Consider the following 21,199-nt stretch of genomic DNA (forward strand, 5'->3'; position numbering starts at 1 on the left):
TTTGAATAAGGGGGCCTTTGATGGAAAAACAGACTGGATTTATGGAATATAAACGTCAATCACAGCGAGAACGGGATCCGGCAGCTAGAATAAAAGACTGGAACGACTATACGAAACCTTTGACTGAAGAAGAAATCCAAACACAAGGTGCACGCTGCATGGATTGTGGTGTCCCGACCTGTCACTCAGGTATGGAAATCAATGGAGTAACGACTGGTTGCCCTGTTTATCATCTAATCCCAGAATGGAACCAGCTTGTATACGAAGGGAAATGGAAAGAGGCTCTATACCGGGAACAGGAGATGAATAATTTTCCTGAGTTCACTGGAATCGCTTGCCCGGCACCTTGTGAAGGTGCATGTGTACTTGGTATTAATGAGCCCCCCGTAGCGATTCGTACTATAGAGCGAGCAATCATAGAAAAGGGATTTGAGGAAGGCTGGGTAGTCCCCGCTCCACCTGAAAAACGTACAGGGAAAAGTGTGGCAATTGTCGGTTCAGGACCAGCTGGGCTTGCAGCAGCTGCTCAATTGAATAAAGCTGGCCATACAGTTACTGTGTTTGAAAAAAACGATCGTGTGGGCGGCTTGTTGACATATGGTATTCCTGAAATGAAATTATCTTATGAAGTCGTTGAACGACGTGTGGCTATTTTAAAACAAGAGGGAATTACATTTTTGACGGACACAGAGGTTGGAAAAGATGTAACTGTTTCTCAACTAAAAGATGAATTCGATGCAACTGTATTATGTGGTGGGGCGACTGTTCATCGTAATATTCAAGTAGAAGGTAGTAAATTAAAAGGTGTTCACCGTGCCATGGACTTCCTACATTTGAATACAAAGAGTTTACTGGATTCCAACCTGGAAGACGGCAATTTTATCTCGGCGAAGGACAAGAATGTAGTTGTTATCGGTGGTGGGGATACAGGAACAGACTGCCTTGCCACAGCTGTTCGCCATAACTGCAAGAGTCTGACTCAATTTGATATTTATGATAAAAAAGGGCTGGTGCGCGATGTGGATACAAATCCATGGCCACAGTATCCGACGATTCACCGTGTGGAGTATGGGCATAAAGAGGCAGCCAGCCGATTGGGAGAAGATCCGCGTGCCTATGCAGTTATGACCAAAAAATTTACAGGTGATGCCAACGGGAATGTTAAAGAAGTGCATACGGTTAATGTAAAATTGCGATTTGATGAAGATGGGAACAAGGTAAGAGACGAAATCCCAGGAACAGAAAAAATATGGCCTGCTGACCTTGTGCTGATCGCCATTGGTTTCAATGGTCCAGAGCAAGAACTTATCAATCAGCTCAAGGTGGAAACAAATCATGATTCCACTGTAAAAGCTACCTACGGAAAATATACTACTAATGCAGCCGGTATATTTGCAGCAGGAGACATGCGTAGGGGGCAAAGTTTAATCGTCTGGGCAATTAACGAAGGAAGGGAGGTTGCCCGTGAATGTGATCGTTATTTGATGGGAGAAACGTTTCTGCCTTAAAAGGAAGAACCTATGGCTCAGTTATGAGCCATAGGTTCTACTGCATTCAAGTAACTAAAATGCTATAATTCAGGTAGAGTTAAACTATCGGTATGGATAGGGGGAGTTTTTCATGAGGTATAATAGAGAAGAACCGTTTCGCTATACATTCGGACAGCCTGTGCCTGCGTACTTCAGGATATCTAATATAGGAGGAAGAGGTGTTTCCACAGCTGAAGGGGAAGCAGTAATTATAGATATCAGCCCAAGTGGTGCCAGGATACATACAGACTTAAACATACCATTCACAAAGGAAAATACTGTGGATATTGTATTGCGCTTTGAATTAAGTGATAAAGAATTGATTCAGGCTGGAGGAATCGTCTGGAAAAATTATAAGAATGAATATGGGATTGATTTTTTCACGGAAGATATTGACGAAAAACAATTAATAGAACAGTTAAAGCTTTATACTAAAAATGCAATGCATATCGAAAATGATAATAAATGATTAGTTACCGTATAAACACCAATCTTCAAAGAAAACCATTTGCCATAACCTCAAAGCAGCCAACTCCAAAATAAACCATTTGCTACATTGCTAAATTTTCAGTAGTATAGTAAGATAATTAATTGCACTAGCATAAAAATAGGGCTTTGGCCTAAATGAACGCTTTAAACAGCGTTTTTAGAAATGAGGGTACTCACAATGAATAAAAAATCCATTTATGGACTGACATATGACCAATTAACAGACTGGCTCATGGACCATGGGCAGCAGCGTTTTCGTGTAGATCAAGTGTGGAACTGGCTGTATAAAAAACGTATTTCATTGTTTTCAGAGATGAAAAACGTAAACAAGCAGACAATTGCTTTATTGGAGGAAAACTTTGTACTTCATACACTGGACGAAGAAATAAAACAGGAATCCAAGGATGGTACGATTAAATATCTTTTCAAATTAGATGATGGAAACCTGATCGAGACGGTGTTAATGCGTTTTAATTATGGTTTATCTGTTTGTGTTACTACACAGGTCGGTTGTAATATTGGCTGCACATTTTGTGCGAGTGGTTTATTGAAAAAGAGTCGCGACCTAACCAGCGGTGAAATTGTAGAGCAGATCATGAATGTTCAAAAGCACCTTGACCAACTAGGAAAAGATGAACGAGTAAGTCATATTGTTGTAATGGGAATTGGCGAACCGTTTGATAACTTTACAAATCTTATGGATTTCTTATATGTGGTAAACGATGATAAAGGCCTTAATATTGGAGCAAGGCATATTACTGTTTCTACAAGTGGGCTTGCTCATAAGATTAAAGAATTTGCAGATACAGGTATTCAGGTGAACTTGGCCATATCCATTCATGCACCAACAAATGAACTCCGAACACGTATAATGAAAATTAATAAAGCTTTTCCTATCGAAAAACTGATGGATTCGGTCGATTATTATTTAGAAAAAACCAATCGCAGAATTACGTACGAGTATATTATGCTGCGCGATGTAAACGATCATAAGGAAGAGGCGCTCAAGCTTGCGGATCTTTTGAAGGATCATCGTCACTTAGCCTATGTGAATTTAATTCCATATAATTCCGTGGATGAACACAATCAATATCAACGCAGTGAATCTGAAGATATCCAGGCTTTTTTTGAAACACTGAAGGGAAAAGGTATTAATTGTGGTGTACGTTGGGAAAATGGAGCAGATATTGATGCTGCCTGTGGCCAGCTCCGCAGTAAACAAATAAAGAAAAAGAAAAGTGCAGTATAAATAGTGAAGCCGCATCAGGCTATACCTGGTGCGGCTTTTTACTGTCGTATTTCCTCTTTAGCTGAATACTGCCTAGTTCATTAAGGATAATCGCTAAAATAATTAGGATTGTCCCTAACCATTGCAGTGGTGTGATGGTTTCAGAAAGGATTATACTAGCAGAAATAATAGCTATTGGCAGTTCTATGGAGCTTAGTATATTAGCTAGTCCACCTGAGATAAGGTACGCTCCGAGTGCGAAGAATAATGGTGGAAGCACTGCCCCAAACAATCCTACGCCTGCCGCTATAAGCCAAAGCTTTCCATCAAATGTGGTTATGACGGATGGAACATCTTTTATGAAGATCAAAAATACCAGTACAACTGACCCTGATACCATAAGGGAGCTTCGTACCCATGGATTAACAGTAGTCGCCACTTTACCACTGAAAAAAATAAAACAAGCATACGTAAAAGCAGCAAGTACTCCAAACACAAATCCAACTAAAGGCAGGTCCCTAATTGTTCCACCGATAATATTGGATGCAAAAAATACGCCTGTTAATATAATTACAATTACAACCAATGTTACAATGGTAGGCTTTACCTTGCTGAATAACCATTCAAAAATGATGCCAATCCACACAAATTGGAATAACAAAATAATTGCAAGTGAAGCAGGTAAATACTGGATAGATCCATAATAAAATATACTTGTCAGACCAACCATTGTCCCTGTTATCAAAATCTGAATAACATTCTTTTGAGTTAAACCCTTGAAGCTAGTACGTTTGGAGAGGGTGATTCCCCACAAAAAAAAGCAGGATATAATCATCTGGACAATATTTAATTGCCCAAGTGAGTATCCGTGACTGAACCCCAGCTTCGCGAAAATCGGAGTAAAGCCAAAGCTGGCCGCTCCAATTAAAACAAATAGAATTCCTTTGTGTTTGCCCATATCATTGCCTCCTCAATCAAAACAAGACAATCATATCATATCTGTTATGAACCATGGCGTAAAACACGCCATTTAATCTTGATCTGTGACTTCACTCATTAGTGCAAGTGTGTTGTCCTCAGAGTCCTTAAAAAAGGCCATCCACGTTTCGGTCTCTTTTATTTTAGCTATCCTGTGCGGTTCACCTGTAAAAGGAACTCCTTTTTGATTCAGGTCATCATAGCTTTCCTCTATATTATCTACCTGAAAATAGATCACAGAACTGGTTTTGGCAAATTCCTCTTTTTCGGGCAAGCTGAGTAGAAGGCGTATATCATTACATTGGAAAAACGCCATATTATCCGTATTAAAAAGTAACTTTAATCCCAATAAGTCTCGGTAAAAGTGAATAGCACGTTCAACATCCTTTACAGGAACTCCAATTTGTCCGATCTTTTGAATGTTCATTTTTTAACATCCTCCAATTAATTTGTATATCGAATAGATAATGGCAAGTCTGCCAGGCCATTTTTAACAGAGATTCTATTCTTCCCCTGATCCTTGGATTGCAGCAATAAATCGTCTGCATAGACATAAGCTTTTTTAATTTCAAGATGTTCGTTGGTTTTATAGAAATATAGTCCAAATGAAGACGTATACGGGATACTGATAGCCTCGTTTTTATACTCTGCACTAGCTGGACTGTTTTCTACCCCTTTTTGAATTGTATCTACCAAGTCTACACACGCTTTAAAATCTCTATTCCTCAGAAAAATAGTGAATTCTTCTCCTCCACTTCGGAATAAACAGTCATCCTCACTTAAAAAACTTTGTAAAATAGACGCAAAGTGTTGGATAACCCTGTCTCCTACAGCGTGATTATAGTTATCATTAATCTTCTTAAATGTATCAATATCAGCAACGATAATACCAATTTGTTCTCCAGAATGATTCAGTTCACTCATCTTTTTATCCATAAATGCTCTATTGTAAACCTCAGTTAGAAAGTCGGTATATGCCATTTGTTTAAATTTGTCCCTTTCAATTTTGTTTTGAATACTTTGTGATTTTTCAAGGAATGAGCGGCTTACAATATAGTTTAATATGAATAATCCGAGCAGCATTTCCCAGCGTTGCTCCAATAGAAATATAAATAATAAGCCATTGGAAAATGCTGTTTTTCCCATATCCAGAACACTTCTGCTCTTGACGAAATCAATAGCATCCTTCCTGTTCTTAATGTCACCAGTAATGGACAATATAATTATAAGATAGGTGTCGGATAAAAGGGATACGATAATAATGAGTAACACGATTAAAAACCAGAAACCAAAGGGGATCTGTGAGAAAGTAGGATATAAAGCTGTAAATACATAATAGGCGATAGAGTTATTTAGTGTGAAGGCGCCAATGTTGTAGAATACGTGTAAGAATTCATCGGGATCAGCTGTTTTTGTCATTTTCCGATTAAAATAAACAATAAAGCGCTGTACTATTTCAAAGAGTAATAATCCCAAAGGACCGGCGAATAATCCCATAGCCAGTCCATATGAAATGCCATAATCCATTTTTATTTTCCCTTTTTTAACAACAATGTTTAAGTGAGTATATAAGGTGGAGAACAACCAGAATAAGAGTAGAGCTTTTATGTATACTGGTAAATCTACCATTATGGGTCCGGAAGCGACAGCGACAATTACAGAGATCAGAAATATAGAAATAATAAAGATCTTAAGTCGAAGCATTAATAGTGTTCTCCTTCCCACATATCTGAAATGCATATAGGCATTTTTCCCTAATTTTATATAATCATATCATAAAAAATGTATACAGGCAGGAAGAATTTTAATTTTTAAAAAATAAAGAGAAAGATTTCTTAATTATTTGCTGAAACCCTGCCATATACGGAGGGAAACAGCGGCTGGTTGATTTAAAATTATTATAGGTTAAAGGTTAAGTGAACGTATTAACAAACAAAAACGTACTCATTGAAAGTTCTTTTTGGGTGAATTTAAGAATAAGTACCTAAAGAAAGGAACATGTCTATGAATGACCAGGGAATACCGCGTTAACGTGTACTCCACTGCGACTGTATTAGGTTGCAGCTCCTTTGGATGATATTGTTCTGAAAGCTCTTTTTGAGACGGTATTCGAATTTAGTTTGTTTTCAAGGATATAGGGTGACTATCATTTAGTATAGGCCGATTGTTATTTACATACTAACGTTACAATCTATTTCTTAGTTGTTTCACTTTCTGCAAATAATTCAATAGTAGGCTCGCCACCATTACCTTTATAAATTCGATATTTATAGTCTTCTGTAATTTCTTTAACCTCTCTATTTAAAAACATCAATGGGATAACATTACAGATCACAACAAAAGCTAGAATTAAATCCAGAAATTGCCAAACAAGCTGTAGTCCACCAATGGCACCAATATAGATAGCTGCTAAATAAACGAAACGCATGCCCTTTGCTGTCTTTAATCCGACTAAATACTCTGCTTGTTTTTCCCCAAAAAAGATAAGTATTCCTATGGTAGTGACAACAAAGAATAGTAAAAACACTGCTACGAAGGCTCCACCGAATGTCTCACCATATAGATTTGCAAACGCGATGTTTATCATGCTTGATGCTTGTGCTGCTTCAACATCCTGCCATGCACCGGTAACGAGAACTAATAATCCGGAGACAGTACAAATAAGAATTGTGTCAACAAACACACTGAACACTCCCCAAAATGCTTGTTTGGAAGGATGATCTGTTTGTGCTGCCGCGTGCGCAATTGTACCTGTTCCCATTCCAGCTTCATTTGAGTATAATCCTCTTGCTACTCCCCAGCGAATTGCCTGTGCAATCCCTGCGCCAGCAAACCCACCAGCTGCTGAAATCGGGGCAAATGCATGAGTGAATATAAGCTTAAACACATGTGGTACCTGGTCTATATTTACTGCTATAACTATTAAGGCAAGCAGAAGATAACTTATTACCATAAAGGGAACAAGCTTGTCAGTCACTTTGGCTATACGCTGAATTCCGCCAAAAACAATGATCCCTATTGCTACAGCTATTAGTAACCCAGTTAACTCTACTGGCCAATTAAAGGCACCTTGAAGCTGGGTAGTAATGGAATTGGATTGTACCATTACGCTTGGAATGATCTCCACCATCAGGAATACTGCAAATAATGTTGCCACTACATTCCAGCCTAATGCCTTTTTAATATAATACTGCGGTCCACCTACCCAAACTCCATTTTCGTTTTTCTCTCGATACTTCATACCCAGAACAATCTCTCCGTACTTAGTAGCCATTCCTATTAACGCTACAGCCCACATCCAGAATAGAGCTCCAGGCCCTCCAAGTGCGATCGCCACAGGCACACCTACTATATTTGTTGCACCAGCAGTTGATGCGAGGGCAGAGGTGAATGCTTGGAATGGAGTAATCGTTCCCTTTTCATTATTCCTCTTGAAGACTTGGCCTATTGTGTTTTTAAGTATATGGCCAAACAGAGTAAATTGGAAAAACTTTAATCTTACTGTGTAAAGAACACCCGTTGTTATTAACATGACAGATAAAATGTATGTCCACAAGAAGTCTGATGCGTGGGCAATTACTGATTCAACTAACGCCATACCTGTTCATCTCCAAATCCTATATCTTTTTTGATTAGTAATAACTTCCCGATTTCTTTTCTGTTAAACGTTGAATGTTTTTTTGGAAAGGAGAGAGGGTGGAAGTTTGTGAAAAAACGATATATACAAAAAAGTATACATGTAAACAATATGAATACAAAAAGAATACAAAAATGTATACAAGTATACAACTATGTTTGCATGCTGGTGTGTAGGTGTTTTCAAAATGTGTACATGTATACGGAAAAGAATGCGTAAAAAGTCCGATTGATTATTTCCCGGAAAACTATTAACCTAGTACAGTACCTGACTATCGAGAGGAGTTTTATACTATCATGACAAAATCAAGAATCGCAGCAGTAGATGTAGGTAACGATGCATTAAAGGGGAACTTTGGAAAGCTTGAAAACGAGCTTTACATAACAAATGTAATAGCGCAGGACATGGAAGATCGACCAGTTATAGGGATTGAAGAACTGGACGAAAAGGATGTGCTTGATAACATTCATATTCGTGTACACTCTCCTGCTTTGAAAGAGAACAATTTGGTCTATCGTGTTGGAAATCTGGCAACAAAAACGAACAATTCAACAGAACTGGATCCTGGCAGCAGTAAGTCAGAAGAGGACCAAACACTTATTATGCTGTTTGCTTCTATAGCGCTGGATGCAGTTGAAAGTAGAGATTTTAAGGTTTCCAAAGATAATGTGGTTGATGCAAATTACACACTTGGAACCGGACTGCCATTACGTGAAGTGAAAGAAGGGAAGGATGTTGGTTACAGATCACAACTACTAGGTTCTGTACACCAGGTAGAATTCCTTGTTACACCAAAGCATCAAGGAAAGAAAGTAAATATTAAATTTGATGAAGTAAAAGTATATCCAGAGGGATTTGCCGCATATGTTAACTTAATTATGGATAATGACTTAAAAGTAATTAATAAGGAACTGATTGATAAGCAAATTTTAATACAGGACATTGGCGGTTTATCAACGGATATCGCGGTTATTCGCAACCGTAATGTTGACGATGATAAAGCTCAGGGCTTCAATCTTGGTGTTTCGGAGTCACTGGAGGAGATCCGTGAAGAAATACGTTCTAAACATGGTGTTGAGCTTGATAGCCGCCGTGATGTTGTCGATATCATAACAAGAAAGAATGATCGGCACCATATTATGGTTAAAGGAAGCAGAACGAATGTGCATGACATCACAGATCATATCCTCTTAGAACTTGCTAAGAAAGAATATCGGTTTTTAAGAAATATGTGGTCAAAAAACTCACAGGCTGAAATCTGTTATTTCGTTGGCGGTGGCTCAGCGGTATTAAAAGATTATATTAAGGCACTGAATAACAAACTGGATGGGTATAATATTGAGTTTTTTGAAGACGAGAATGAAAGTATCTGGATGATGGCTAATGCGTATTATAAGTTGATTACAGATTTTGTAAGGAAGACAACTGCTGAAAACACGAAAGAAGAAGTAGCAACTACGAAAGAAAAATAGGGTGAGATAATGTCTAAGAAAAGTATAGAGCGAGGACAATCGATTACCTTTCGTGTCCCATCTGATACACCTGATTATCTTTTGAAACAATTACAGAAGCTTAAGGAGACAGAACGCCGTAACTTTTCCAGTGAAATTGCTCAGTATGTTTTAAAAGGTGTCAACGAAACCTTTACTAAAGAGCGGGAGACAATAACGGTTCCGCTTCCGAAACAACTGACAAAAGAGCAAAAGAGCTGGTTAAAACATGAACATTCTGAAGCACTGATCGGCACAATTCTTTACCAGCTGTTGAACGATCCAATGCGTGCAACAACACTTTTGGCATCCCTAACCAGTAATTCCACAAATATTAACGAGGCTTTGTATCTTCAGGAAGCCGATGTTAAGGATGAAAAGAATACTAATACCGCCATGTTAAGCGATGAAGATTTAAATGATGTGGATATAGATGGGTTGGAGATCGATCCATATGTCGAGCAGGAAGAACAAGAGGAAGAGGATCCATTGGAGGACTTCTTCTCAAGTATGAATAAATAAGAAAGGCTGTTTCGTCTGAGGTGTGGTCACTTTGACGAAACAGCCTTTTATTGTGTGAGAATAAACCAGCATAACGTATAAAGGCGGGCGATTCCGAAGATTTATAGACCGCCTGAAATTCTATTCGTTAAGTTCAATAATACGCTCAGGATGGGTATAAACATTCAGCTTATTCCCTCTGGCGAAGCCGATTGCGGTGATTCCCAAGTCATCTGCTAATCTTAGTGCCAAATCGGTTGGTGCTGATTTGGAAATAATAATACCTACACCGATTTTTGATATTTTTAATAGTACCTCGGAAGAAATCCGTCCACTGAATATAATTAATTTATCAGACAAGGGGAGTTTATCCTCTAGAATCCGGCCATAAATTTTGTCCAGCGCATTATGCCTGCCTACATCAGTTCTTGTATGAAGGATTTCATTTACAGTACATAGTGCGGCATTATGAACGCCACCCGTTATTTTGAATTGTTCAGATTGGCTCTGCAGATCATCCATTAGCTTAAAGCACTGTTGTACAGATATGCTCAGCCTGCTAACAATGGTTTTGGATGTTTTCACATCGCTTTTAAAGTAGAATTGTCTGCTCTTTCCGCAACAGGAGCCGATAAAACGTTTGGAGTGATCGTGTTTGTGCATGTCTTGTGGTTTGTTAACTTCGATATAAGCAAAACCACGTACTTCATCGATTTGAACGGATGTGATTTGATCATAAAAACGAATTACACCTTCTGAAGCAAGGAAGCCAACAATCAGCTCATGAAAGTTGGATGGAGAGCACACCATTGTCGCAAATTCTTCGCCGTTTAACATAATCGTCAGTGGAAATTCTGTAGCAATCTCAACTTCCTCTTTCCTTTGTGAGTTGCCCTCGAACCTGGTAATTTTCCAGCCGTTAAGTGTTGTGTCCTTCATTATATTCACCTTCTAGTTAGTGTCCATTTCAAGCTCTTCCACACGTTTTTCTACATAGCGTGTATCTTTATGAGCAAAATAGGTTTCTGCCTTTTCTATAATAACAGCTGTATTATATTCTGGTATACCAGCAAATTCCTCATAAACACCTTTTGGTATTAATGTATTTCCCTCAGGCCAGTGAAGTTCAATGTTGCCAGCCTTTACCGGTACAAATTTCGCACGTCCATTAAATGACCCATGTTGATTAAATACAACAATTGCATCACCTTCAGCAATATCATGTAGTTGCCCATCGTCTTTATTCATCAATACATCATATCGATCTGCATCATTGAATGGATCTTTTTCACTGTAAATCATGGAATTAAACTGCTTGCCCCGACGAGTAGTTACATAGAAGTGTCCTTCCGGCTTTCGGAGCTCCGGAAGCTCTGCAGTAACAAGATTTCCTTTGCCATCAGGCGTAGGGCATACACCGTCTTCACAAAGCCAGGCACCGCCCCACTGGAAGAAATCGCCCTTTTCTTTAAGATGTTGAATACCATCATAATTCGGAGCAGCTTTAGCAATTTCATCGCGGACTTCATAAAGATCTTTAAAGTGAATAAGATGTTGTCCTTCTGGCTTCACTCGTTTTGCCAAGTCCATGTAGATTTCCCATTCAGCACGTGCTTCCTCAATACGTGGCCCTTTAATTTCAGGTGAAAAATAAACCATTCTTTCTGTAGACGTAGAAGTTCCGCCACCAGGCTGTTCATACCTGGTCATAGCAGGTAATACAATAACCGCTTCTCTCGCATCAACAAATGTAGAAGTATTGAGAATAATATCCTGATGTACACGTATATCCACATTTGATAGTGTCTTTTCCACAAATTCGGGGTCAGGCATTGTTTCTAAAAAGTTACCTCCGGACATATAGTATAGGTTCAGTTTCCGTTCATGATCTTCCGGTAAAAGTGCATTTTCCAGAGATACTCCAACAATATCTCCCTGCCAATCCGGAACAGGGAAGCCCCAAAGGCTGCTCACACGTTCGCGATTCTCATCATCCATACCGCCGCCTGGTAGTACGAAAGGATCGGCCCCCATTTCACCAGATCCTTGTACTCCGGAGTGACCTCGGATTGGCATAAGACCGCAATGTTCTCTACCTAAAAATCCGCGTAGTAACGCTAGATTAGCCACCTGAGAAATATTATCCGTCCCGAATCGGTGTTGTGTAAGTCCCATGGACCAAACAAAGACAGCAGATTTAGAATTAGCGAGTAACTCGGCTAATTCAATCATCTCTTCTTTTGAAATACCCGAGGATTCTACCAGCTGTTCCCACTCATAGGAGGTTGATTTTTCTCTTAAATCCTCTAATCCGTGCACATGCTTATTAACAAACGCGTGGTCGATGGCTGAACCATGTTCGGCTTCCTCCATTTCAAACCAATGCTTCATAATTCCGTGCATGAAAGCTATGTCGCCACCGATGTTTACCTGGTATACATCGTCTGCAATTTTAGTGCCGAATAAAGCAGATTCTGCGACAGAAGGAATCCAGTATTCATCCATTGCAGGCTCACGGTATGGATTAATGATAATTATTTTTGTACCCTTTTTCTTCGCTGCATACATATATTTAGTGGAGACAGGCTGATTATTTGCTGCTACGGAACCCCAAAAGACAAGAACGTCGGTACCTATCCAATCTTTATAATTACACGTGGAGGCCCCAACCCCAACGGAACGGGTTAGAGCTGTTTTAGAAGGTGAATGACAAATACGTGATGCATTGTCCACGTTGTTCGTCCCCAGATAACGTGCTACCTTTCCGAGTGTATAATAAGATTCATTTGTTATTCCTCGAGATGTTGAATAAAAAGCATACTGTTTTGGGTTAAGCGTTTTCATTTTATCAGCTATTTTATCCAATGCGTCATCCCAGGAAATACGCTGAAAGTTCCGGTCTCCAGGCTTACGGATAAGTGGGTATGGAATTCTTCCTAACTTACGCAGCTCTGTACTGCTCATCTTACGCAGATCATCTATATCAGCATGGATAATATCTTCGTTAATTGCGGACATTGTATTTAAACGTAAAACATTTAATCTGGTAGTACATATATGAGGACCTGTCAGCGTCTGATCTTTAAGTCCGGATACCCCCAGTGCACAACCGTCACAGACACCCTGTGTAAGAATACGGGTAGCATAGGGCAGATTGTCTTTATTTTCCCATGCAACCTTCATCGTATCACGTATATGATGTGGTTTTATTTTCCCTAAACCAAAAGGAACCTTGCTAACCCATAAATTTGGATCGGGTTTTTTGGATAATTTGATAGGACCTGTGTGTTTCGTTTTCCCCAAAGTACACCCTCCTAAATAATTTTTGCTGTGTGTATTAGTAAACTAAAAAAACTGAATTTCATCATCAATCTGAAAGTCTATTGAACTTCACCTGTAGCACCTGTAAGGTTTTTAAGGGACTCCGATTGTTTTTCTCGTAACCGATTTATATCTACCCTTATCCATAGAGAGATTGCAAGAGCTACGATGAATAGTATACCAAAGATAGTCATTGTTAAATTATAACTATTCGTAGTATCGTAGATTAATGATAGCAGGACAGGGCCAACTACACCAGCTACTGCCCAGGCTGTTAAGATATAGCCGTGAATTGCACCAAGTTGCTTTGTGCCAAACAGGTCTCCTATATATGCTGGAATGGAAGCGAAACCTCCACCATAACAAGTTAAAATAGCGAATAATAGAATTTGAAACAAGATTACATTGCTTGTGATCGGAAGAAGGAAAAACGCGGCAATTTGAATAATGAAAAATGCTGTATATACATTAGGTCGTCCAATATAGTCAGATAAACTCGCCCATCCAATTCTTCCTGCACCATTGAATAATCCCATCACACCTACCATTGCAGCTGCAGCAATTGGAGTCATGCCGGTAATACCCTGTGCCATTGGTGAGGCAACTGCAATAACGGCAATACCACAGGTTACATTTAGAAACAGCATCATCCAAAGCATCCAGAAGCGACGCGTTTTAATAGCTTCATTGGCAGTAAGCTGCGAAAGATCCGCCTTGATCTTCCCACCGTTTTGTTCTTTTTCAATATAACCTTCAGGGACCCATCCTTTTGGAGGCGGGGCAAGATATTGTGATGCAAGCATCATCACAATGAAATAAATAGCGCCCATTACAAAAAAGGTGGTAGTGATACCAATTGAATTTATTAAAGCTGCTGCCGCAGGACCACTTATTAGTGCAGCAAAGCCAAATCCCATAATAGCCAATCCAGTAGCCAATCCACGGCGATCAGGGAACCATTTGACTAAGGTTGATACAGGAGCTATGTATCCAATCCCAAGGCCAATGCCACCAATAACTCCATAAAATAAATATAACATATACAGGGATCCTGCGGCAGTTGCTAATCCAGAACCCGCTACCCCAATACCGAAGAATATAGCTGCCAGCATGCCTGATTTTCGCGGCCCATGCTTTTCTACAAATTTACCCATGAAAGCCGCTGAAAACCCTAACATAAATATGGCAATACTAAACGCAAGCGATATTTCAGTTGTACCCCAGCCAAATTGGTCAGCTAAGGGATTTGTATAGACACTCCAAGCATACGCTGAACCTATGGAAATGTGAATACCTACTGCAGAAGCTGCAATTAACCAACGATTTTTTACCTTTTCCATATACATCCTCCTAGTTAATTAATGATTCTATAGAAAAACCTTCCCTGTTTATGCTTATTAATACAGGAAGGCTTACTCCAAAATTAATTATGCTAAGGTCTGAGATGTGTAAGTATTACCGAGATCTAGATTTCTTTGGAACATTCATTTATTTATTATTGATGATTGTATCATGTCGAATTTTGTAAAACAATGAATTTTCTGTTTTAGTATTAAAAATTACTGTAGTTCATGGAAAAAGCTAAGAATTTAGCCTATTTGTTAATGAATTAAAAACTTTTTGCGGTTTTCAAAGGTATATAGAGTAAGAGTGATTTGAAGGAGGAGAGAAGCTGTTGATTGATAAAGACACAAAGCTAATCAGGAAAATTAAAAAAGGGAATCAACAAGCTTTTAAAAAGTTGTACGACAGCTATGCAGACTATTCGCTGCGAACAGCGTATGGCATAACAAAAAATAAAGCGGATGCATCAGATATCGTTCAAGAAACGTTTATTAAGGTTTACCGAAATATAGAAACCTTTGATATGACTAAACCATTTAAGGCCTGGTTTTATCAAATACTCATAAATGAAGCCCGCCGTTACGTTAAAAAGAGGAACAAACAGACGATTAGCATTGAGTCCGATGAACTTCTTGATTACCTGCATCAGCATACAGTAGAGGAAATTAATTATGATGACTTAGGATTAACTATGGAACAATTGCAGGAGAGTCACCGGACAGTTCTCATTCTAAAGTATTTAAATGGTTTTACAGATAAGGAAATTGCTGAGGTACTGGATGCTAATGTGAACACGGTGAAATCGAGGCTTTATAAAGCCAGGCAACAGCTAAAGGCAATCATGGGAGGTGCAGCGGATGGTGGACAATAATAAATTTGATAAAGAGCTGAAAAGACGCCTGACTGAACAAACTGAAATAGATCAGGAGTTAAAAGAAAGAACATGGAACCAAATAAATAATGAGCTTTTCGTGACCAAAATCTATAAGCATACGTCCAAACGTAGAAGGAGAATTACAACAGGACTAAGTACTGCAGCAGTAATTGCCATACTAATCTTCGGTTTCATGACAGATACAGGCCAGGCTATGATTCAGAGTTTGAAGGATATGTTTGTAGAAGAGAAACAGGAAGAAATTGAGATTGAAGGCCATAAGGAACAAAGAGATGTTAATTTACAAACGAATGAAGAGCTGCGCTATATCATTTATGTCGATGAAGAACGTTACAGGGTGGTTGAAGGTGAAGATGGGGATCGCATTGAAACAATCGAACCTTTAGGTGATAAATATCCTGAAGTATATATGGAAATAACAAGAAAAGAACATACAACAACCGAAGCAGTAATTGCTGGTATTAAAGAATCTATTGTCAATGAGGGGATGGAAGTAACGAGAGAGGAACGTGCCAGTACACCGATAGATGCTGAGCTGATTCAAGGCATGGGAGAAGAATATGAAAATGAATTCGGCAAAACGGGTCATCAATGGGATACAAAAGTTCATAAGTATTATGTAACAGATACAGAAGAGGGGCAGGTTTTTATAATTAAACAAGCTTACTTTTTAGAAGCGGCAGAAGGTCATGGTGCTCGATTTGACTATATGCTGGAAAGCTTTGAAGTAGTTAAATAAGGGGAGGCAATAATCTATGTGTGGATTTGTGGGAGTACTATTAAATAGTGAGGTACAGTTTAGTGAAGAACATTTAGATGACATTAAAACAGCAAATTATCTAATAAAGCACCGTGGACCAGACGATGAAGGTTACTATAACGATTCACATATAGCATTGGCCTTTCGTCGTTTGAGTATAATCGATATCGAAGGCGGGAAACAGCCGTTTTATTTTGGTGACAAGCGATATTGCTTGGTATTTAACGGAGAGATTTACAATTATGTACTGCTGCGCGAACAACTACAGGAAAAAGGATACGATTTCTGTACAAATTCTGATACAGAAGTTTTAGCCATGTTATTCCTTGATAAAGGTGTTGAGGCATTTGCTGATCTCCGGGGAATGTTTGCTGTTTTAATTTGGGATACGGAGGAAAAAATAATCTACGGAGCGCGGGATCCATTTGGCATTAAACCATTTTATTATGCAGAGAACGAAAACGATATGATATTTGCATCGGAACAAAAATGTATTACCTGGCTTAATCAACAGGAAACGGTAAATTTAGAAGCATTACAACATTACTTTTCTTTTCAATATGTTCCCGATCCAAGCACATTAACCGAGGGTATTCAAAAGCTGGAGGCAGGACATTATCTTATTAAAGAATGGAATAATCCTGTACAGAAACACCGTTATTTTCATGCGGCATTCCAACCGGTCAAAGCAAATGAAAATCAGATTGTTAACCGAATTCAGGAGGTCCTTTATGAATCTGTAAAGCTACATATGCAAAGTGATGTACCTGTTGGCTCATTTCTGTCAGGTGGGATAGATTCTACCTTGATTGTTGCCTTTGCCAAGCAATTCAAGCCAGACATCAAAACATTCTCTGTTGGTTTTAAACTAGAAGGGTTTTCAGAAATAGACATCGCAAAACATAGTGCTGCCGTATTAGGTGTAGAGAATATTGCGCGAATCATCACACCAGAGGAGTATGTTGAAAAGCTGCCTGAAATTATATGGCATATGGATGATCCGCTGGCTGACCCAGCATGTGTCCCGCTATATTTTGTTGCACAGGAAGCTCGTAAATATGTAAAGGTTGTTCTTTCTGGAGAAGGAGCCGATGAGTTATTTGGAGGGTATAATATCTACCGTGAGCCAGCATCATTAAAGCACTTTCAACACCTTTCTCCGGGATTTCTCCAGGCAATCAAACGAGTTGCAGCAGTCTTGCCAGAGGGTATGAAGGGAAAGAGTTTCTTAGAACGTGGCACCACCCCATTAAAGGATAGATATATTGGTAATGCGAAGATGTTTGAAGAAAAAGAGAAGCAGCTGTTAATGAAAAATTACTGTCCAGAGACAACCTATCAATCTTTGACATCCAGTTTATATCAGCAAGTAGAGGGCTGCCACTCTGTTAACCAAATGCAATATATTGATATGCATACATGGTTAACAGGAGACATTTTGCTAAAGGCAGATCGGATGACAATGGCAAATGAATTGGAGCTGCGAGTTCCATTTTTAGATAAAGAAGTATTTCATGCAGCCAGTAAAATTGCGGTGGAGCATAAAATATCCGATGGAACAACAAAATCCGTTTTAAGAAAAGCAGCGAAAGGAATCGTTCCTGATCATATTGTCGGGCGTAGAAAGCTGGGATTTCCCGTGCCAATTAAACATTGGCTGCGTAAAGAATTATATACATGGGCGAAAACGCTGATCCAAGTCAGCCAGACAGATCACATTCTCAATAAAGATGTGGTACTGAAATTGCTCGAAAACCATGCACATTATAAAGCAGACTACTCCAGAAAAATTTGGACGGTGCTTATGTTCATGCTTTGGCATCAAATTCATGTTGAGAAAGTATATTCATTTACTTATCTGAGTGAATCAGAGGTATGGAGTAAGAGTTCGTAATTGATTTGAATACTATTTTCCAAAATAGTCAAACTAAGCATGAAACGCGGGCTCAGAAACGGGGTAGGATAGTATGGAGTTAGACTTGATATGGAAGGCAATAGTTATTGTATACAAAAATCCCTCCAAAACATTTGCAGTAGGGTGAGTAAGATAAATGGGTGTTCCACTACGGACACCCATTTTACTGTTTTTTCTCTTTCTCCAAACGTATTTTCTCCAAGATCTCGCGACGGTTAATATGAATGGTTGGTGAATCATAATTTTTTGATTGCTTTATATCATGACTGGAGGCTTTCATAAATGACCAGGCGAGCAGCAGCATTATAAACATGACGGGGAAGCCTGCAACGATGCTTGCAGTTTGTAATGTTTCTAAACCCCCAATAAACATTAGTACAAGTGGCAATAAGCATAGGGTAAATGCCCAGAACAGGCGATTCCAGCGCATCGGCTCGGATCGCACTTGTTTTTGTACCACAGAGGCAAGAATAAAGGAGGAAGAATCAAATGTCGTCGCCAAGAAGATAATGGCAAGAACAGTGAATAGGCCAACCATCACTTTTGATAAAGGCAATTGATTTAATATAGCAATTATTGTCGCGGGTGCGTCAAACTCATCCATATAGCCAATTACATCAAATGTGCCTGACAGCTGAAGGAAGAGTCCAAAATTACCCAAAATCCCAAAAAACAGCAAACAGCCAATTGTGCCATAAATCATTGTTCCAAGAATCATTTCACGGATCGTCCTCCCGCGGGAAATACGGGCAACAAAAAGGCCGACAAATGGAGCATAGACTACCCACCAGGCCCAGTAGAATACAGTCCATGATTCTGGGAAACCTGTTTTTGTAAATCCAACCATATTTCCGAATGGCTCAAGCCATGTTGCCATTTGAAAAAAATTATCGGCAATAATACCTATACTTGTAAATGTGGTTTTACTAATAAAAACGGTTGGTCCAACAATAAAGATGAATAATAGTAGGAGAATTGCCAGCCATAGATTAATATCACTTAATACCTTAATTCCTCTCCGTAAACCGGAGTAGGCACTAACTGCAAATATGAGTGTGCATAATAGCATAACGGCAGCTTTAAGTCCCAGTGTTACTGGTATTCCTGTTAAATCATGGATACCTTCTGCGATCATAGGGGTGCCTAGTGCAAGTGTTGTGCCGGCTCCACCCATTAAACCGAATATAAACAGAACATCAACGATAACACCGAGCGGGCCATCTACAAGCTTGCCTAACACAGGCCTTACTGCTTCACTGATTTTGAGTACAGGTGTTTTGCGAACATAGTAGAAATAGGCAATCGGTAAGGCCGGCAATGTATATATTGCCCAGGCTATAGGGCCCCAATGAAAAATTCCGTAAGAAGCAGCCCAGGAAATTGCTTCTTCTGATTCGGGGGTTATTCCAAAAGGTGGTCCTTGATAATAATATGCCCATTCAATCATAGCCCAGTATAATATACTTGATCCAATACCAGCCGCAAATAGCATAGCAGCCCAGGAAAATGTACCAAATTCTCTTTCTTCGTCTTTGTTTCCCAGTTTGATTTGGCCGTTTTTACTAAATGCTACAAATAATAAAAAAGCAAATGACACTAAACCAAGTATTAAATAGAGAACACCAAAATTACCAGTCATGAAGCTATTAGCCATATTTATTATTTCTGCCCCTGCTTCCGGAAAAAATATTAACGGAACAGTAACACATAATAGAACGATTAACGATCCAATAAAAGTTTGCCAATCAATTAAATTAGATTTCAAGCAGAACAATCCTCTCTAGATGAAAATATTGTTCTTAATATGTACCAATTAGACAGGATTCATACTGAATAAGACGGACAATTGTAAGGTGCGGAGAAGTAAATTGAAAGGAATAATTATAAACTTAAAAAGCTTATTGCATGCTGATGAGGCTGCTTTATGAGCCTGATGCCGTAAAGATATGGGTGCTGTGGGCATGAATCTTTGCATCAGGATCAATTCTTGTTTTGGCATGATTGACAGCTATAGGAGCCTCACCAAAGCCTGTAGCAATTAACTTGGGTTTTCCGTCATATATACAGATATCTCCTGCAGCATATATTCCAGGTATGTTTGTTTCCATTTTGGAGTTAACGGTGATAGCATTTTTTTGTGTTTTAATGCCCCAGGTTTTCAAGGGACCTAATGATGTAACGAAGCCATAGTTAACCACAAGATCGTCGATAGGAAGCAATTCTGTATTTTCTCCTTTTACCTCTTGTATTTGTACCTGTTCAATCGACTCATCTCCTAGTAAGCTTTTAACCTCAAAAGGTGTTTTTATATGGACAGTAGACTGTTTTAATAAAGAAAGACTATGCTCATGTGCACGAAATGCCGAGCGTCGGTGAATCAATGTGACTGTTTCTGCAATGGATTCTAAGGCCAATGCCCAATCTACTGCAGAATCACCGCCTCCACAGACCATAACACGGCGGTTCTTAAATACATTCAAATCTTTAATGAAGTAATGCACGGATTTATCTTCATATCGTCCTGCTTCGTCCACTTTTAGCTTTCTGGGCTGAAAGGCTCCGGCTCCAGCAGTAATTATAATACTTCTGGAATAATGGGACTTCGATGGTGTAATCAGTTCAAATGTTCCATCTTCCAGACGCTCGACCTGCAGCACGGATTCATTTAGGCAAATTTCTGGGGAAAAGGTTTTAGCTTGCTTGTACAATTGATTTACTAATTTCTGTGCTTTTATTTTTGGAAACCCCGCAATATCATAGATGAATTTATCGGGATACAAAGCAGCTAATTGCCCACCAACTTGAGGCATGCTATCAATTATTTTGACTGATGCCTGCCTCATACCAGCATAAAAAGCGGTGAAAAGTCCAACCGGTCCTGCCCCAATAACTGTAATATCCTTCATTTTCTCATTCTTCATTATCTACAACTCCCTTACGAAATTTAATTTATTTTATATAACGAATTAATTACGTTAATATATTTTTTGTTACATAAAGGATAAGAAAATAAATAATCATTGTCAATATAAATAAAAAATAATAATAATATCTTCCCTAAATACAAGACACAATTAATCATTGCGTGAAAATTATGTTATATTGAAGTTTA

The 21,199-nt window shown here is 38.9% G+C and carries 17 protein-coding genes; 8 read left to right on the top strand and 9 right to left on the bottom strand.

Going from position 1 to position 21,199, the window contains the following annotated elements:
- Nucleotides 1–20: 20 nt before the first annotated feature.
- The 3 genes from QGM71_RS11140 to rlmN all read left to right on the top strand — a co-directional run bounded on the left by QGM71_RS11140 (nucleotide 21) and on the right by rlmN (nucleotide 3,267).
- Nucleotides 21–1,508, top strand: coding sequence for a glutamate synthase subunit beta (locus tag QGM71_RS11140; protein WP_327607621.1), 1,488 nt, complete (start codon nucleotides 21–23; stop codon nucleotides 1,506–1,508).
- A 112-nt stretch (nucleotides 1,509–1,620) separates the two neighbouring features.
- Nucleotides 1,621–1,998 (top strand): PilZ domain-containing protein, encoded by a 378-nt coding sequence (locus QGM71_RS11145; protein ID WP_327607622.1) that lies wholly within the window; start codon nucleotides 1,621–1,623, stop codon nucleotides 1,996–1,998.
- Nucleotides 1,999–2,196: 198 nt separating this feature from the next.
- Nucleotides 2,197–3,267 carry a 23S rRNA (adenine(2503)-C(2))-methyltransferase RlmN gene (gene rlmN, locus QGM71_RS11150; protein ID WP_327607623.1) on the top strand — a complete coding sequence of 357 codons (1,071 nt, stop codon included), beginning with the start codon at nucleotides 2,197–2,199 and terminating at the stop codon, nucleotides 3,265–3,267.
- A gap of 19 nt (nucleotides 3,268–3,286) precedes the next feature.
- Here the strand turns inward: rlmN and QGM71_RS11155 are convergent, their stop codons facing one another.
- The 4 genes from QGM71_RS11155 to QGM71_RS11170 form a co-directional block, all read right to left on the bottom strand.
- Nucleotides 3,287–4,204, bottom strand: a complete 918-nt coding sequence (locus tag QGM71_RS11155; protein ID WP_327607624.1) for an EamA family transporter — start codon at nucleotides 4,202–4,204, stop codon at nucleotides 3,287–3,289.
- Between the two features lie 72 nt (nucleotides 4,205–4,276).
- Nucleotides 4,277–4,651 carry a VOC family protein gene (locus QGM71_RS11160; RefSeq protein WP_327607625.1) on the bottom strand — a complete coding sequence of 125 codons (375 nt, stop codon included), beginning with the start codon at nucleotides 4,649–4,651 and terminating at the stop codon, nucleotides 4,277–4,279.
- A gap of 17 nt (nucleotides 4,652–4,668) precedes the next feature.
- Nucleotides 4,669–5,928: a GGDEF domain-containing protein gene (locus tag QGM71_RS11165; RefSeq protein ID WP_327607626.1), complete on the bottom strand. Its 1,260-nt coding sequence runs from the start codon at nucleotides 5,926–5,928 to the stop codon at nucleotides 4,669–4,671.
- Between the two features lie 487 nt (nucleotides 5,929–6,415).
- Nucleotides 6,416–7,822 (bottom strand): alanine/glycine:cation symporter family protein, encoded by a 1,407-nt coding sequence (locus QGM71_RS11170; RefSeq protein ID WP_327607627.1) that lies wholly within the window; start codon nucleotides 7,820–7,822, stop codon nucleotides 6,416–6,418.
- A 335-nt stretch (nucleotides 7,823–8,157) separates the two neighbouring features.
- Between QGM71_RS11170 and QGM71_RS11175 the strand changes: the two genes are divergently transcribed.
- Together QGM71_RS11175 and QGM71_RS11180 are read left to right on the top strand one after the other, a co-directional pair.
- Nucleotides 8,158–9,333, top strand: a complete 1,176-nt coding sequence (locus QGM71_RS11175) for a ParM/StbA family protein (RefSeq protein WP_327607628.1) — start codon at nucleotides 8,158–8,160, stop codon at nucleotides 9,331–9,333.
- 9 nt (nucleotides 9,334–9,342) lie between these two features.
- Complete coding sequence (locus QGM71_RS11180) at nucleotides 9,343–9,873, top strand: hypothetical protein (protein ID WP_327607629.1); 531 nt, start codon at nucleotides 9,343–9,345, stop codon at nucleotides 9,871–9,873.
- Between the two features lie 120 nt (nucleotides 9,874–9,993).
- On the opposite strand, the gene fdhD is transcribed toward QGM71_RS11180, so the two are convergent.
- The 3 genes from fdhD to QGM71_RS11195 form a co-directional block, all read right to left on the bottom strand.
- Nucleotides 9,994–10,791, bottom strand: coding sequence for a formate dehydrogenase accessory sulfurtransferase FdhD (gene fdhD / locus QGM71_RS11185; protein ID WP_327607630.1), 798 nt, complete (start codon nucleotides 10,789–10,791; stop codon nucleotides 9,994–9,996).
- 12 nt (nucleotides 10,792–10,803) lie between these two features.
- Nucleotides 10,804–13,155: an FdhF/YdeP family oxidoreductase gene (locus QGM71_RS11190; RefSeq protein ID WP_327607631.1), complete on the bottom strand. Its 2,352-nt coding sequence runs from the start codon at nucleotides 13,153–13,155 to the stop codon at nucleotides 10,804–10,806.
- Between the two features lie 77 nt (nucleotides 13,156–13,232).
- Nucleotides 13,233–14,513: an L-lactate MFS transporter gene (locus QGM71_RS11195; protein WP_327607632.1), complete on the bottom strand. Its 1,281-nt coding sequence runs from the start codon at nucleotides 14,511–14,513 to the stop codon at nucleotides 13,233–13,235.
- A gap of 335 nt (nucleotides 14,514–14,848) precedes the next feature.
- On the opposite strand from QGM71_RS11195, the gene QGM71_RS11200 reads away from it, so the two are divergent.
- The 3 genes from QGM71_RS11200 to asnB are packed head-to-tail and all read left to right on the top strand — an operon-like array spanning nucleotide 14,849 to nucleotide 18,066.
- Entirely contained in the window at nucleotides 14,849–15,388 is a 540-nt protein-coding gene (locus tag QGM71_RS11200; RefSeq protein ID WP_327607633.1) for an RNA polymerase sigma factor, read from the top strand.
- Complete coding sequence (locus QGM71_RS11205; RefSeq protein WP_327607634.1) at nucleotides 15,375–16,151, top strand: hypothetical protein; 777 nt, start codon at nucleotides 15,375–15,377, stop codon at nucleotides 16,149–16,151. The genes QGM71_RS11200 and QGM71_RS11205 overlap by 14 nt, the downstream gene beginning before the upstream one ends.
- 16 nt (nucleotides 16,152–16,167) lie before the next feature.
- On the top strand, nucleotides 16,168–18,066 hold the full coding sequence (asnB, locus tag QGM71_RS11210) for an asparagine synthase (glutamine-hydrolyzing) (RefSeq protein WP_327607635.1): 1,899 nt from the start codon (nucleotides 16,168–16,170) through the stop codon (nucleotides 18,064–18,066).
- A gap of 184 nt (nucleotides 18,067–18,250) precedes the next feature.
- On the opposite strand, the gene QGM71_RS11215 is transcribed toward asnB, so the two are convergent.
- Nucleotides 18,251–19,852, bottom strand: coding sequence for a BCCT family transporter (locus QGM71_RS11215; protein ID WP_327607636.1), 1,602 nt, complete (start codon nucleotides 19,850–19,852; stop codon nucleotides 18,251–18,253).
- A 157-nt stretch (nucleotides 19,853–20,009) separates the two neighbouring features.
- Complete coding sequence (locus QGM71_RS11220) at nucleotides 20,010–21,008, bottom strand: NAD(P)/FAD-dependent oxidoreductase (RefSeq protein WP_327607637.1); 999 nt, start codon at nucleotides 21,006–21,008, stop codon at nucleotides 20,010–20,012.
- Nucleotides 21,009–21,199 lie beyond the last annotated feature (191 nt).

Source organism: Virgibacillus tibetensis, assembly GCF_036026595.1.
In the GTDB taxonomy this organism is placed as follows: domain Bacteria; phylum Bacillota; class Bacilli; order Bacillales; family Amphibacillaceae; genus Virgibacillus_P; species Virgibacillus_P tibetensis.